Source organism: Methylotenera sp., assembly GCF_030653755.1.
In the GTDB taxonomy this organism is placed as follows: Bacteria; Pseudomonadota; Gammaproteobacteria; order Burkholderiales; family Methylophilaceae; genus Methylotenera.
Window position 1 is genome coordinate 131,401 of the sequence record NZ_JAURYU010000045.1, and the last position, 15,403, is coordinate 146,803.

The window sequence follows — 15,403 nt, forward strand, 5'->3', positions numbered from 1 at the left end:
GATTTTAAAAACAGGTTAATTAAACAGACCAACTAGTTTAAGATAATTTTCTCACCACTATCTGCATGGTAATAAGTCAAATGCGCGCAATCGCTTGTACCTGCGGTTAAAGAGCCATCAAACAAAGACTTACCTTCAACATCAACAACAGCATACCCATTGTGATACAAAGTAACTTCCGCTAGCTTTGGTGTTTTAACTGCAATTTCACGCATTGCAAAACTGATGCAGTTTTCCTCCTCCGCCTCAGAATAGACCTCCCAATCCTTACCACCCGCCAATTGCGACAACCAGCTTGGCAAGTCAACCTCAACACGGCAAATAATAGGCTCATCCCACTCTGGGTGATGTAACTCAGCCTGAGCAAGCTCGGTTGCGTTCTGTTGATGATTAGTCTCTGTCATATTGTGTCCTTAATACTAGTTGCGGCGCTATTATAATATCAATTGCTAAGTCTATATTTGTGATGCATTACCTAAATTTCAAGCCCAAGACTCAAACTAAATTCATGATACTCATAAACACTTAACGTTAGAATACGGCATTAAGTTTACAGTTACTTAACGGCACGTTATAGTTTTATCTTAAAGAGACATTAACAATAAGCCCTAACAAAAGGATTGCCATGCTATCTGCATTGAATGAAATATCCGATATCCTTCAACAAAACAATACCTTATTTATCGCACTATCTACTTTATTCGGCCTCATGGTAGGCAGCTTCTTAAATGTAGTCATCTACCGACTCCCTAAAATAATGGAGCAAGAATGGCACAACAACTGCCTAGAGCTTCAAGGCAAGGAAATTCCAACCAACACTAAATATAGTTTATCTAAGCCTCGCTCTGCCTGCCCACACTGCGGCCACAAAATATCAGCATGGGAAAACATTCCAATTCTTAGCTATCTAGCACTTAGAGGTCGCTGTAAAGAATGTAAAGCTTCAATCAGCATGAGATACCCACTAATTGAAACACTTACTGGCATTTTAATTGGTTTAATCAGCTGGAAATTTGGATACTCCGTTACTACGCTTATGGCATGGGTGTTCGCATTTGCACTAATCGCACTTACTTTTATCGACTTCGACACACAATTACTCCCTGACGATATTACACTGCCACTTCTATGGCTTGGGTTGTTATTTAACTTAAACTTTGGATTTACCGATTTAAAATCAGCGGTGATTGGCGCAATGGCTGGTTATCTTATTTTATGGTCTGTGTATTGGTTATTTAAGATTATTAGAGGCAAAGAAGGGATGGGGTACGGTGACTTCAAGCTATTAGCAGCCATTGGCGCATGGTTTGGATGGAAACTTTTACCAGCGGTAATTCTACTATCCTCTACATTAGGCGCTATTATCGGCATTGCTTTAATCGTATTGACCAAACGCGGCAAGGAAGTCCCTATGCCGTTTGGTCCATTTCTAGCAATAGGCGGGATTGCAGCCTTGTTTTTTGGCCAAACACTTGCCACTTTCTATTTGCCATAATTCAACGCCTATGTACGTAGTTGCACTCACAGGTGGGATAGGCTCTGGCAAAAGTGAAGCATCTAAACTATTTGCCAACTTAGGAATCCCAGTGGTTGATACAGATGTGATTGCACATGAACTCACTGGTTTAGACAGCCCTGTGCTAAAAGAAATCCATCGTATTTTTGGCGCAGACTTTTTAAATGCCGATGGCACACTTAACCGTGCCAAGCTACGCACTCACATTTTTAGTAATGCCGATGAAAAATTAAAACTTGAGCAGTTAATGCATCCTGCTATTTATCAGAAAGCACTGCAAATGCTTCAAGAAAACGAACAAAAGCTACACCCTACCTACCAGTTACTGGTTGTACCTTTACTTTTTGAGAGCACTCGATACCAATCAATCTCAAATACAACCCTAGTGATTGACTGTGACGAATCCTTACAAATCAACCGCGCAATGGCTCGTAGTCAACTGAGTGCTGATGAAGTAAAAAAATTGATGCTGGCACAAACATCTAGAGAAAACAGACGCAATCTCGCCGATACAATCATAGACAACAACGGCACAGTCAGTGAACTAGCTGAAAAAATTAATGAATTTCATAAAAAACTCATTAAGACTTGCATAGTTAGCAAATAAATTTGATAATCCAGTTCAACTTTAAATTCAATGCAACGGCCTAACCTGAAAAAGCATTTGGCTCACATGATAAAACATGCCTAGTTATGATTATCCTTTTAATGAACGCATACGCACGCTGCTACGCGTAGAGGATTTGTTTGCCAAACTTTTACACAATCTTTCAGCAGACCATGAGTTTCAACATCACTGCGCGCTACTTACGTTATTGCAGATTTTAGATGTTGTAGACAGAGCAGAACTAAAAGTCGACCTACTCCAAGAACTTGATCGTCAGAAAACGTCAATGCGCATGCTAATTGGCAATCCAATTATTTCAGCTGAAGCACTAGAATCCACACTGGACGACATCAATTCTGCAGCAAATGCGCTACGTGCGGAAACCTCTAAATTCGGCCAAACTTTACGTGCGAACGAATGGTTAATGAGTATTAAACAACGAGCAAGCATTCCAGGTGGTGTATGTGAGTTCGATGTTCCCTCATACCACTACTGGTTAGGCCTAGGCCCAGAGCGTCGCAAGCATGACTTAGAGACATGGATTAAACCGCTGATTCCGATGCAACAAGCCATTATCATCATTCTACGCATCTTGCGTGGCAGTGGCAGCACGAACAAGCTGGTTGCCACCAATGGTGTTTATCAACAAATGCTAGGCGGTGTAAAGCCTGCCCAAATGTTAAAAATTAATTTAGCTGATAATCTCAACTGCTTCCCCGAGGTCAGTGCTAACAAATATGCTATTAACATTAGATTCAATACTTTAGACTGCACCCAGAAACCACAAAAGTATGAGGAAGATATCGATTTTACTTTAACACTATGTAATTTATAAGGGTTAGCCATCATCTGGCACAAGCTTTAGTTTCAGATATAATTACTCAACCATAAAGCAACAGTAGCGTATTAACACATGAACCAAAGTAAACGTCTTGTCGCATGCCCTACATGCAAAAAACTAGTGGAATTTTCCCCACTAAACACTTTCAGGCCCTTTTGCAGCAAACGCTGTGAAATGATAGATTTAGGTGCGTGGGCAAACGAAGATTATGCAATACCGACCGCTGCAAAGGATGACGACTTACCTGATGAGTTAACTCAGTAAGCGCTTAACGATAATCAAATGACTGGTATTAAAATGACCATGACGCAGCGATATACACACCGCCTCTCACGTTACAGCCTAGCACTCTTGCTTACAATAGCCAGCAGCATCACTCAGGCACAACAGCTTGTATCTCTCGATAACCCTTGGGTACGCGCCACAAATGCAGGACAAAATATTAGTGCTGGATACATGACCATGACAAGCACCCATGACGTCACGCTAGTGAAAGTTGAAAGTGATGTGAGCGACAGTGTAGAGATACACAGCATGAAAATGGAAAACAATGTCATGAAGATGCGTATGTTAGATTCGCTTCCATTAAACGCTGGAAAGCCATACAAACTTGAACCAGGCGGCTACCACCTCATGATGTTTAATTTAAAAAGGCCACTTATCGATGCACAAGTAGTGAACTTTGAGATGACTTTCAAAAACAATAAAGGTATTGAATTTAAGCAAAAAGTAAAAGCTACGGTTAAAAGCCCAGACAACAGCAACCAAAATAACTATGGCGATCACGAGCATCACCACAGCCACTAGCCACCTCTATAGTGTGCGCCATAAATCTCGCTGCATGGCAATGCCGTGAGCACCGTATAATTTAGCTGTATCCAAATCTTCTCGCAACATCCCGCCAAGCGCGAAAACTGGTAATGAGAATCCATAAATCAGTTGGTTAAAGGCATCCCAGCCGAGCGGGGTTGCACCAGGATGACTTATAGTAGCCTTGATGGGTGACAACATCACGTAATCTAGCTCCAGCATTTTTGCCTGCGCCAACTCTGCAGCGTTGTGACAAGAAGCGCCGACCAACAACCCATCAGGCTTTACATCAAGTTGCATTAACTTTTCTGAAGACAAATGCACACCTGTCGCACTGAGTTGCTGGGCCATTGAAACATCCGAGTTGATAAACACTTTAGCCTCAAAAGGCTTCGCTAAGGCTATCACATGCTCCGCGAATAGCATCAAATCCTGCTTAGAAAGATGAGGCTCACGCACTTGTATCATCATCAGTCCATTTTCCAATGCTGTTCTTAAGCGCTCAAGAAACTGCGCTTCGCCCATCTCTTTTAAATTAGTAATCGCATAAGTCGTCGACAAACTAAGTGCTGTAAGAATTGGCGTATTGGCTGGCAACATTGGCCCAACCGTTAGCTTTTCTGGATTTTGCCAACTCAACAATTGGTCCTCTAATCCAACTGGGTCACCTTGCCACTCGTCCACGATAAAAAAATGTAATTTCACGGCTTTAGCTGGCGTGACTATATTGCCAGATTGATCATACCTGGCTTCATAATCGTAAGTACGCGTGATCCAAGGATAAAATCGAGTGGCTGTAATACCTAACTCTTCTTGCAACTCTCTTTTTAATGCTTGCACTGGGGTTTCGCTCGACTCAACTTTACCGCCTGGAAACTCCCAGTAACCTTCCCATGGCTTACCAACTGGACGCTCACCCAGCAACACCATCCCATTATCACGCTGTATGATACCAACGGCAGCTTCAGTTACCCGCAGATCAGACGCACTGGCAACTAAATTACTGACGGATAAGTTAAGAGTGCTCATCAATTATGTTCTTTTCGGCTCACGCTTTATTTTGATTAAACAATATTAGGAGCGGTAATCTGCGTTAATTTTCACGTAATCATAAGAGAAATCACACGTCCAGACAGTAGCGGCCGCATCGCCTCGATTAAGCACTACACGCACCATAATGTCTGATTCACTCATGACAGCAGAGCCTTGCTCTTCAACATAAGAAGCTGCTCTCCCGCCCTTTTCTGCAACGAGCACATCACCCAAATACAACTGCAAGGTATTCACATCTAAATCATCAATACCTGCATAGCCAATCGCAGCCAAAATTCGTCCTAAATTAGGGTCTGACGCAAAAAATGCAGTTTTCACCAGTGGTGAATGCGCAATAGCATAAGCAACTTTACGGCACTCCTCTTCACTCTGACCGCGCTCTACCACGATAGACATAAACTTGGTTGCACCTTCACCATCGCGCACAATGGCTTGGGCAAGCTCAATCGCCACCTCAGTGAATGCATCTCGTAGCGCAATATAGCTTGCGGTATTTTCGTTAACTTCAGCATTGCAAGCTTGATTTGTCGCCATAAAAATCAAGCTATCATTGGTTGAAGTATCACCATCTACTGTAATACAGTTAAATGACTTATTGACTGCATATTGAATCATACTTTCCAGAGCAGCTTGGCTCACTGCCGCATCCGTTGCAATGTACCCCAGCATGGTTGCCATGTTAGGGTGGATCATGCCAGAGCCCTTGCTCATGCCTGTAATCGTGATTTGCTTACCATCAATACTCAAACGACGAGAAGTGCCCTTGGCCACAATATCAGTGGTCATGATAGCTTCTGCCGCATTCAGCCAGTTATCCTCTTTTAAATTTGCAATTGCTGCTGGCAAGCCTGCTACAATTTTATCAACAGGCAAGGGCTCTAAAATAACGCCAGTAGAAAATGGCAGCACTTGATTCGGATTAATGTTGAGTAAACTAGCTAAAGCGTCGCAACTCTGCTGCGCACGCTTTAAACCGTCTTCACCTGTACCAGCATTGGCACAGCCAGTATTGACTAGTAAAGCACGAATGCCAGCCTCTTGCGCCAAAAAGTCTTTACACAACACCACAGGTGCTGCACAGAAACGGTTTTTAGTAAAAACCCCAGCAACACGCGCGCCTTCAACGAGTTTAATCACTAATACATCTTTACGATTAGGCTTTCTGACATGTGCTTCTGCAAAGCCTAATTCAACCCCTTTCACAGCTAATAAAGATGAAGCTAGGGGGGCAGTTAATTTAACTGGCATAAAATTCCTTACTCAATTCCAATAATATTTAGTATGACGACCTGATTAAGCAGCACGCCATGTTGTGCCTTGCGGCGTATCTTCTAGAATAATCCCTGCGTCTGCAAGTTCTTTACGAATTCGATCCGCTTCAGCGAAATTTCTGGCTTTTTTGGCCTCTAGTCGTTTTGTGATTAAATCATCAACGTTCAACATTTCAGCATTGCCATTTAATGCATAACCATCTGCGCTAGCATTGATTGCGTTTGATTTACCTTGCAAGAAATCATCTGAGTGACGCGACAACAAACCAAGCACACCAGCCAAATTTTTAAGCAGACTCGCCGCTTCTGCTGACTTACTTTTATTCACCTCATTTGCCAAATCAAACAATACGGCCATCGCTTCTGGCGTATTAAAATCATCATCCATGGCTTGCTTAAAACGCTGTGCATGCGGATGCTGCCAATCAATATTAGCATCAACTACATCAACACCTCGCAAAGCAGTATAAAGGCGAGTAAGCGCCAACTTAGCATCATCTAAATGCTGGTCACTATAATTAAGTGGACTACGATAATGTGCACGCAATATAAAAAAGCGTACAACTTCTGCATCATATTTATCAAGCACGGTACGTATCGTAAAGAAATTGCCTAATGATTTAGACATCTTTTCATCATCAACACGCACAAATCCATTGTGCATCCAGTAATTCACCATCTGGCAAGGCTCGCCATCATGACTATGTGCGGCTTCTGATTGTGCTATTTCATTTTCGTGATGGGGGAATTGTAAGTCCTGTCCACCACCGTGAATATCAAAGCGCTCACCTAAGTGATGTGAACTCATGGCAGAGCATTCAATATGCCAGCCTGGACGCCCCTTGCCCCAAGGAGAGTCCCAGCTAGGTTCATCAGGCTTGGCTGCTTTCCACAACACAAAATCCATTGGATCTCTTTTAAAACTATCCACATCAACGCGCTCACCTGCGCGTAAGTCCTCTAAGGACTTTCCTGAGAGCTTACCGTAGCCCTCAAAGCTGCTGACTGAATAAAACACATCGCCGTTAGCCGCAGGATATGCAAATCCTTTTTCAATTAACGCGGCAATCATCGTTACCATGCCACCAACAAATTCTGTTGCCTTAGGCTCAATATCTGGGCGTAAAACACCCAACTTGGCCGAGTCTTCATCCATCGCGTCAATGAAGCGCTGGGTAAGCTGCGCGATTGTTTCATTATTTTCATTGGCTCGCTTGATAATCTTGTCGTCAATATCCGTCACATTGCGAACATAAGTCACGTCATAGCCAGAAGCCCTTAACCAGCGACTTACCGTATCAAAAACCACCATCACGCGCGCATGCCCTAAATGACAATAATCATAAACGGTCATTCCGCATACATACATACTGACCTTACCTGCAACAATTGGTGTGAATTTTTGCTTTTCGCGGGCTAATGTATTGTAAATTTTTAACATATTTTCAAGAGCTAGAGGGTTGGTTATTTGTTTTTATCTCAAACTAAGGCCAGTTAGGCCAATTAATGAGAGGAATGAAGAAATATATTGGCTTAAATCAAAATGAGCTATTGGAGGTTGCTTAGGCTATTGATAGAATTACACTTTATTTATTCACACAAAAAGTATATCACAATGAATAATTTTATTGCGTCACTGACTCCTTCAATCGCTCGGTTTGTTCTAGTAGCCTCTGCAAGTTTTGCATTTAACGTTGCTTCTGCAGATGAACTCAAAGATATTTCAAAACTAGCGGATCAAGGCCAAACGGCTGTTGCACTTGACCGCATTAACACCTTTATTGCAGCAAACCCAAAGAATGCACAAGCATTATTCATGAAGGGCGTTTTACTTGCAGAGCAAGGCCGTAGAGATGAAGCGATTAAATCCTTTACCGAAGTGACTGAACGATTCCCAAATTTGCCTGAACCATACAACAATCTGGCAGTTTTATATGCTGACCAGGGCCAGTTTGATAAAGCACGTAAAGCGCTTGAGACAGCAATCAAAACGCACCCAAGCTACGCAACTGCGCATGAAAACTTAGGTGACATCTACGCACGCATGGCAAGTGAAGCTTATGATAAGGCGCTACAACTTGACACTGGCAATACTCGCGCACAAGGTAAATTGTCGTTAATTAAAGATTTATTTGGTACAGGCAACAAAACGACCATTGCAGCAAGAGAACCAGTGAAGTCTGCAGCTACAGCAAATGTAGCACCTACTGAAGTTAAAAAGACACCAGCTACGGCTACGAATAACGGCACTGCAACTAATAATGCAGACAACATTACAACTGCGGTTAACGATTGGGCGCAAGCTTGGGCCAATAAAGACCTAGCTAAGTACTTTGCCAGCTACGCTGATGATTTTAAACCAGCCAAAGGGCAAAATTATAAGGCATGGGAAAAACAAAGACGTGATCGTATCAGCGCCCCCTCAAACATCAGTGTAGAACTCAACAATTTCGTTGTGACTGCGAATGAAGGCAACACTGCCAAAGTGCAATTTAAACAAATCTACCGCGCAGATAAACGCTCTCCTATTCGTACTTCCAAAACACTATTAATGAGAAAATCTGGTGATAGCTGGCTGATCACCGAAGAAATTGCAAGCAACTAGTGGCAAATGGTATTGAAATATAAGGCATGATGATTAATAAAGCACTTACCTACTCTCTATTAGCTGCCATCACGCTGGTGCCATGGAATGCCACTGCTGTAAATCGGTTTAGTTTTGGCAATCTCATCCCTAAAGCAAGTTTCAGTAACGCCACAACCATTGCTACAAGTGCGGCAACTGACCTCGTAGAGGGTTTGTTGGTTAAAGGTTTACTCGAAATTTCTGAGGGCAAACATCAGCAGGCCCTTAATACGATTGATCAACTGATTCAAAGCGTTCCAAACTTTAAACTCGCTCATCTCGTGCGTGGCGACCTGTTGATGGCGCAAGGTAAATATCTACAAGCATTTGGTGATCCTATCAACAATCGCCCAGATGCAGTTCAAGACTTACAAGAAGAAGCGCGGGTGCGCATTGAGCGTTATTTAGCAAAGCAAACGCAAGAAAAACAACCGAACTTAATACTTGCTCCTAATGCTCAGCAGAGCCATCTGATACTGATAGACACGAGCAAATCCAGGTTGTATTTGTATCAAAAAAACAATGACCAATTAAAGTACGTTGCAGATTATTACATTACTGTTGGTAAAAATGGGGTTGAAAAGCAAGCTGAAGGTGACAAACGCACACCGATTGGTGTGTACTTTGCAAGCACAAAACTAAAACAAAAATTACCAGATTTTTATGGTGAAGGTGCTTATCCGTTGAGCTACCCTAATGAGTGGGATAAAGCACATAACAGAAATGGTTCTGGCATTTGGCTGCATGGTACCCCTAGCAACACATACAGCCGCCCTCCTCGTGCCAGTGATGGTTGCGTAGTCGTTGCAAACCAAGATCTTAAAGCGCTAGAGCCCGCACTTCAATCAGGGAAGACCCCCATTATCATTGCCAATAACTTGGAATGGTTAAATGACTCAAGTGCGCCTGAAGCTGAAAAAAGCAAATTAAACGCTGAAATAGATAACTGGCTGAATGACTGGAAGTCACAGAACACTGAGAAATATCTATCGTATTATTCAAAAGATTTCTCTACGAATGGTATCAACTACCAACAATGGGCTGAGCATAAATACCGTGTACAGGCCAGCAAACCTGAAGTGAATATTTCACTATCTAATATCAGTATGTATAGTTACCCAGACCCTCAGAAAAAACTAGTGATAGTTGATTTCACTCAAAACTTCAGCAGCTCGCATTTAAAAAACAAAATGCAAAAACGTCAGTATTGGATTCAAGAAGACAATCGCTGGAAAATTATTTACGAAGGTGCAGCTTAGTTTCCACTAAGTTGCTTTTCATCACATTGCAAGGAGCTATATGCGCAAATTTTACGTTTTCCTCACTTTAATATTACTCAGCACATCGGCCATAGCAGCTAATCCACAAGTCACATTTGAGACTAACCGTGGTAACTTTACTGTTGAGCTTTACCCAGAAAAAGCGCCCAAAACTGTCGCTAACTTCTTAGAGTATGTTAACTCAGGCTTTTATCAAGACACTATTTTTCACCGTGTGATTAATCGCTTTATGGTGCAAGGTGGTGGTTTCGATATCAATATGACAGAAAAACCAACACGCGCTCCAATTATTAATGAATCCAATAATGGACTCAAAAATGATATTGGGACAATTGCCATGGCAAGAACATCTGATCCAAACTCTGCCACGTCTCAGTTTTTCATTAACTTAGAAAACAATCAGTTCCTGAATTACCGCAGTCCAGAACCTGACCTAATAGGTTATTGCGTGTTTGGTCGAGTATTAAAAGGGATGGATGTAGTACGTGACATCGCAGTTACCTCGACTGCAAATGTAGGTCCATACGGCGACGTGCCAAGATCACCTATCATTGTGCATCAAGTTAAAGTCAACAAAGCCCCTTTATAAATCTATCGCTACTTTTTAGTATTCATTTCAACAGTCTTAACAATATTTAATAAGGAAAATCCGTGGTTAAACTACAGACAAATTTAGGCGACATCACCATCGAACTTAATGCCGAGAAGGCTCCAATTACAGTTGCTAATTTTTTACAATATGTAGACAGCGGCTTTTATGACAACACCATTTTCCATCGCGTGATTAATGGCTTTATGATCCAAGGTGGTGGCTTTGACACAACCATGACACAAAAAAGCACTGAAGCTGAAATCAAGAACGAAGCTGACAATGGCTTAGGTAATGAGAAATACACCCTTGCAATGGCGCGCACTTCAGCACCGCACTCTGCAAGCAGCCAGTTCTTTATTAACGTTGCTAACAACGAGTTCCTAAACCACACTGCACCAAGCGGTAACGGTTGGGGCTACTGTGTTTTTGCTAAAGTCGTTGAAGGCATGGACGTTGTTGATAAAATCAAACAAGTTGCGACTACTAGCCTTAAAGGTCATCAAGATGTTCCTGCAAGCAATGTCGTGATTGAACGCGCAACACGTGTTTAATGTCACTATTGATACCCATTAGCCTTTCAGACTGCTAACGTATCAAGCAATATGCTAAACCATGTAAGTATCATCTGGGCTGTTCATTTTGGCTAATCACAAAGTCAACAGCCCTAATCTATCAGAAACGACCATTTTCATTTCTGATCTACACTTGTGCGCAAGCCGCCCACAAATCACTGAAGCATTCTTAACGTTTTTAAACACTCAAGCAAAATCCGCCCACGCACTCTATATATTGGGTGATTTATTTGAATACTGGGCTGGTGATGATGATATTGAAGATGCGTTTAACAAGCAGATTATTCAAGGCTTTAAAACACTAGCAGCTTCAGGCGTATCTATTTACTTGATGCACGGTAACCGCGACTTTCTCATCACTGACGACTTCTGCAAGGCCGCGGGGATCCATTTGATTAGCGACCCAACACTGATTAATTTATACGGAAGCACCGCATTACTGAGCCACGGTGATGAGTTATGTACTGATGATGTAGCGTATCAACAATTCCGCCTACAAGTTAGAAACAAGCAATGGCAGTCAGAGTTTCTAAACCAACCATTGCAAGCACGTAAAAATCAGATTGAGGCGATTAGATTACGTAGTGAGCAAGAAAAATCTAGCAAATCAGCTCAAATAATGGATGTTAACCAAGATGCAGTAGTAAGCTTACTAAAAGCGCATCACTATCCTGATTTACTCATCCACGGGCATACTCATAGGCCAAACCAGCATCAAGTGTCTGTAGATGGAAAATCGATAACTAGATGGGTGCTAGGCGATTGGTATGAGCAAGGAAGTTACCTTGTTTGCGATGCTTTTGGCTACAAAAACGTTAATCTAAACAGCAATTAACACCATATATTTCTTTAGCGATACGCTTGCGAACAAAATCGTTAAGGCTGGTATCCAGGTATATTATTCAGATCCACTTGATCAATTTGCTCAGGCTCTAAAAATTCCTGCGCATATTTGAGATAGATTTTGTCTCGGATAAATACATCAAACAAATCAGGATCTATATGCTGATCGACTTTCATCTTACCCAATATGCTCAATGATTCTGAAAGCGTTTTAGCTTTCTTATAAGGTCGGTCTTTAGAGGTAAGCGCTTCAAATACGTCAGCAATTCCCATCACACGCGCAGGAATTGACATTTCTTCGCGCTTAAGCCCTTTAGGATAGCCACTGCCATCCATATGTTCATGATGGCCGCAGGCGTATTCAGGAACTCTTGCTAAGCTCTGAGGATAAGGTAGTGACTCAAGCATACTGATTGTCACGACGATATGGTTATTAATGACTTGACGCTCTTCTGCTGTTAATGTGCCACGCTTTATACTCAAATTATAGGCTTCATCTTCGCTCAAGAATGGCACTTTATTTCCTAAAGCATCTATGATTTCCATGTTACCGATGTCCTGAATACGCTGTAGATCATTAGCAGTCATAGACTCACTACCTATATTGGCTTGTCGCAAAAATGTGTTAGCCTCATCACAATACAAGTTAAAAGCATCTAATTTAGACTGTTGCTGATTTAATTTTTCTTGATTTAACCCGCCAGCCTTCAACATCTCCACCTGCTCCTTGAGCATGGCACATTCAGCCTGTTGTTTTAGCAACTCAAATCTCTGATCAATCAACTGGATTCGATCGAAAATGGAGGATAGTTTTGTAGGCTTATCCATAATGGCTTCAGGTGTCGTCACTTTTCCACAATCATGTAACCAACTTGCAACTTTCAGCTCATAAAACTCATTTTCGTTAAGCGTAAAGTCTTTAAAAGGGCCAGTTTTAGCGTCAATTAATGCCTGAGTCAGCATCATCGTCAACTCTGGTACGCGTCGGCAATGTCCTCCTGTGTAAGGTGACTTCTGGTCAATTGCATCAGCGATTAACTCAATAAAAGCTTCAAATAAACTTTTCAACCCTTCAATTAGATAGTGATTGGTCATCGCAACAGCAGCCTGCGATGCCAAAGACTCGACCAACCTCTGGTTAGCGATTGAGAACGGAACGATCGCTCCTGTATTAGCATCGGTGGCATTAATAAGCTGAAGCACTCCGATTACTTTTGACTCATGATCTTTCATTGGAATCGTGAGGAACGATTGTGAGTGATAACCAGTTTTCAGGTCATATTTGCGAGTGCCTGAGAAGTCAAAGTTTCCCACTTCGTAGGCATTGGCAATATTAACGGTTTTATTATTTAGGGTTGCGTAGGCTGCAACAGTTGTTAGGTTGGGGCTACCATCTTCCAGATATAAAGATAATGGTGAGAATGGAATGTCTTTACCTGTCGTTCCACCTAAAAACATATCCAGCGTTTTATTACGCATCATTTCAAATTTGAGCTGCTTATCTTGGGTAATGGTATAAAGTGTACCTGCATCAGCATTCGTGATTTCTTGGGCGCCTAGCAATATCATCTCCAATAATCGCTTGTTATCACGTTCTGCCGAAAGCGCAATGCCGATTGCATTCAGGCGCTCTAGTCGCGCTAGTAAATATGGCTGCTGATCATCCAACATTTAATGGTATACCCCAATCAATTTGATGACTAAAGCTTCTAACGGAACACTGAAACAATGCAAAAAAGCACATATATGTAGACTAATACGCTTTCAATCTAAGCATTAGATAAATAAAATTCCATTTTTACACCTGCAAGCTCAATTACATCATGGTCTGCTAAAGCACGCGCTTGCACGCCTGTAGAAACACCATTTACAACTGGCAAAATATTGCCTTCCACATGCGTAATAAAATAGCCATCAGGACGTTTGGTAATCACTGCAACTTGCACCCCAGTTTTACCAAGTGTCGTCAGTGCTTTGTTTAACACTAACTCTCGTCCACTACTGGTGCCATTTAGCACTTGTATCTTACCAATGAAAGTTGGCTTAGCATGATCTTCGTTAGATTGCATTTTTGAAGAATGAGATGTCGCAACATTTGGCGCTGTCGATGTAGAGGTTTTTATCTGTTCAGAATGAGAGAAAGAGTTGTGTGATTTAGTACTAAATACAGAAGGATGGACCATCATCGTCTTCTCAAATGCTACGGTTGCATTCGACGTTGCGTCATCAAGAAATGTTAAACTAAATCGGCCTAATTCAATGACATCTTCATTCTTCAGAAGCTGCTTTCTGACCGCCGCATTATTTAAACGGGTTCCATTAGTACTGTTGAGGTCTTCAAGAAAAAAATCATTTCCATGCTTTAAAATTACAGCATGATCTCCACTAATGGCTAAATTATCAAGATGAATATCATTAGTTGATTTACGACCTATGGTGGTTTGAGGGCGGCTTAGTGTATATTCATTTAAGTATGAGCCGTCTAGGGTAAGTATAAGCTTTGCCATCATCGATCCCGTTACTTTAACCAACCAACAAAATTATCATACCAAGTACTTTTGCCTTCATACAAATGATTTACTTTGGCTAGTATGACAGAAATATTATCGTTGCCGCCATGTTCATTCGCCAGCCGAACCAAGGCAGCTGCTGCACTAGTTAAATCCTGTACATGATGAATAAGTACTGATTGTATTAACTCATCATCAACCAAATCACTCAAACCATCAGAGCAAAGCAGATAGACATCGCCCACTTCAACATCAAACTCCTTAAGCGCTAGCTCAACCTCTGGGTCTACGCCCAATGCTCTTGTTACCAGGTTTTTTTGGGATGAGTATTTAGCCTGCTCGTGCGTAATGACACCTGCCTTAATCTGCTCCTGAAGCAAAGAGTGATCTTCAGTCATTTGCACTAAGCGCTGGTTTCTTAATCGGTATATTCGAGAGTCTCCTATATGCCCAACTAACAACTGGTTATTAATAAACAAGCCTAATACCAACGTTGTACCCATACCGGCACATTGCGGGTATGTTTGTGATGCATGATAGATTGATGCGTTTGCATAGGTAACCGCATCATTCATTAGCTTGCTCAATATTTTTCTATTTAGGACAGGCTGATCAACATCTGGCAATGCATAATGAGATGGATGGGAGCCTAACGCCTCTTTTAGTTCGGCAGTAATACTCAGCACAGCCATCTCGCTTGCTACTTCACCTGCATTGTACCCACCCATGCCATCAGCCAGAATAACAAATCCGATACTCGCATCGCTGGCTATCGCATCTTCATTATGACTACGTAGTAGTCCAACATCTGTTAAGCGTACAATCTCTAGGGCTTCACTCAAATCCATTTTATCTACTTTGACAAAACATGTAATCCAAGCT

At 41.8% G+C, this 15,403-nt stretch carries 17 protein-coding genes; 10 read left to right on the forward strand and 7 right to left on the reverse strand.

Annotation, left to right across the window (positions count from 1 at the left end; translation table 11 throughout):
- Positions 1-32: 32 nt before the first annotated feature.
- Entirely contained in the window at positions 33-404 is a 372-nt protein-coding gene (locus Q7U33_RS08675) for a hypothetical protein (protein ID WP_304859800.1), read from the reverse strand.
- A gap of 221 nt (positions 405-625) precedes the next feature.
- Between Q7U33_RS08675 and Q7U33_RS08680 the strand changes: the two genes are divergently transcribed.
- The 5 genes from Q7U33_RS08680 to Q7U33_RS08700 all read left to right on the forward strand — a co-directional run bounded on the left by Q7U33_RS08680 (position 626) and on the right by Q7U33_RS08700 (position 3,771).
- Positions 626-1,495, forward strand: a complete 870-nt coding sequence (locus tag Q7U33_RS08680) for an A24 family peptidase (RefSeq protein ID WP_304859802.1) — start codon at positions 626-628, stop codon at positions 1,493-1,495.
- Complete coding sequence (gene coaE / locus Q7U33_RS08685; protein WP_304859804.1) at positions 1,473-2,123, forward strand: dephospho-CoA kinase; 651 nt, start codon at positions 1,473-1,475, stop codon at positions 2,121-2,123. The genes Q7U33_RS08680 and coaE overlap by 23 nt, the downstream gene beginning before the upstream one ends.
- Positions 2,124-2,199: 76 nt before the next feature.
- Positions 2,200-2,958 (forward strand): cell division protein ZapD, encoded by a 759-nt coding sequence (gene zapD, locus Q7U33_RS08690; protein ID WP_304859806.1) that lies wholly within the window; start codon positions 2,200-2,202, stop codon positions 2,956-2,958.
- 78 nt (positions 2,959-3,036) lie between these two features.
- Positions 3,037-3,228 (forward strand): DNA gyrase inhibitor YacG, encoded by a 192-nt coding sequence (locus Q7U33_RS08695; RefSeq protein ID WP_304859808.1) that lies wholly within the window; start codon positions 3,037-3,039, stop codon positions 3,226-3,228.
- Between the two features lie 18 nt (positions 3,229-3,246).
- Complete coding sequence (locus Q7U33_RS08700; protein WP_304859810.1) at positions 3,247-3,771, forward strand: copper chaperone PCu(A)C; 525 nt, start codon at positions 3,247-3,249, stop codon at positions 3,769-3,771.
- Positions 3,772-3,777: 6 nt separating this feature from the next.
- Here Q7U33_RS08700 and Q7U33_RS08705 read toward each other — a convergent pair whose 3' ends face one another.
- From Q7U33_RS08705 to cysS, 3 genes are read right to left on the reverse strand one after another with little or no spacing between them, the layout of a single operon-like run.
- Positions 3,778-4,803 (reverse strand): Nudix family hydrolase, encoded by a 1,026-nt coding sequence (locus tag Q7U33_RS08705; protein ID WP_304859812.1) that lies wholly within the window; start codon positions 4,801-4,803, stop codon positions 3,778-3,780.
- A 45-nt stretch (positions 4,804-4,848) separates the two neighbouring features.
- Complete coding sequence (gene argJ, locus Q7U33_RS08710) at positions 4,849-6,075, reverse strand: bifunctional glutamate N-acetyltransferase/amino-acid acetyltransferase ArgJ (RefSeq protein WP_304859815.1); 1,227 nt, start codon at positions 6,073-6,075, stop codon at positions 4,849-4,851.
- A gap of 45 nt (positions 6,076-6,120) precedes the next feature.
- A complete protein-coding gene (cysS, locus tag Q7U33_RS08715; protein WP_304859817.1) occupies positions 6,121-7,539 on the reverse strand; it encodes a cysteine--tRNA ligase in 1,419 nt (472 codons plus the stop codon).
- A 174-nt stretch (positions 7,540-7,713) separates the two neighbouring features.
- Between cysS and Q7U33_RS08720 the strand changes: the two genes are divergently transcribed.
- From Q7U33_RS08720 to Q7U33_RS08740, 5 genes are all read left to right on the forward strand, one after another.
- Complete coding sequence (locus tag Q7U33_RS08720; RefSeq protein WP_304859819.1) at positions 7,714-8,703, forward strand: tetratricopeptide repeat protein; 990 nt, start codon at positions 7,714-7,716, stop codon at positions 8,701-8,703.
- Between the two features lie 26 nt (positions 8,704-8,729).
- Entirely contained in the window at positions 8,730-9,983 is a 1,254-nt protein-coding gene (locus Q7U33_RS08725; protein ID WP_304859821.1) for a murein L,D-transpeptidase family protein, read from the forward strand.
- Positions 9,984-10,023: 40 nt separating this feature from the next.
- Positions 10,024-10,593, forward strand: coding sequence for a peptidylprolyl isomerase (locus Q7U33_RS08730; RefSeq protein WP_304859823.1), 570 nt, complete (start codon positions 10,024-10,026; stop codon positions 10,591-10,593).
- Between the two features lie 62 nt (positions 10,594-10,655).
- Entirely contained in the window at positions 10,656-11,147 is a 492-nt protein-coding gene (locus Q7U33_RS08735) for a peptidylprolyl isomerase (RefSeq protein ID WP_304859825.1), read from the forward strand.
- A gap of 88 nt (positions 11,148-11,235) precedes the next feature.
- Positions 11,236-12,003 (forward strand): UDP-2,3-diacylglucosamine diphosphatase, encoded by a 768-nt coding sequence (locus tag Q7U33_RS08740; RefSeq protein WP_304859827.1) that lies wholly within the window; start codon positions 11,236-11,238, stop codon positions 12,001-12,003.
- Positions 12,004-12,044: 41 nt separating this feature from the next.
- On the opposite strand, the gene Q7U33_RS08745 is transcribed toward Q7U33_RS08740, so the two are convergent.
- From Q7U33_RS08745 to Q7U33_RS08755, 3 genes are all read right to left on the reverse strand, one after another.
- A complete protein-coding gene (locus Q7U33_RS08745; RefSeq protein WP_304859829.1) occupies positions 12,045-13,682 on the reverse strand; it encodes an HD domain-containing phosphohydrolase in 1,638 nt (545 codons plus the stop codon).
- Positions 13,683-13,780: 98 nt separating this feature from the next.
- Positions 13,781-14,518, reverse strand: coding sequence for an FHA domain-containing protein (locus tag Q7U33_RS08750; RefSeq protein ID WP_304860203.1), 738 nt, complete (start codon positions 14,516-14,518; stop codon positions 13,781-13,783).
- An 11-nt stretch (positions 14,519-14,529) separates the two neighbouring features.
- Positions 14,530-15,369: a Stp1/IreP family PP2C-type Ser/Thr phosphatase gene (locus Q7U33_RS08755; RefSeq protein WP_304859831.1), complete on the reverse strand. Its 840-nt coding sequence runs from the start codon at positions 15,367-15,369 to the stop codon at positions 14,530-14,532.
- Between the last annotated feature and the right edge of the window lie 34 nt (positions 15,370-15,403).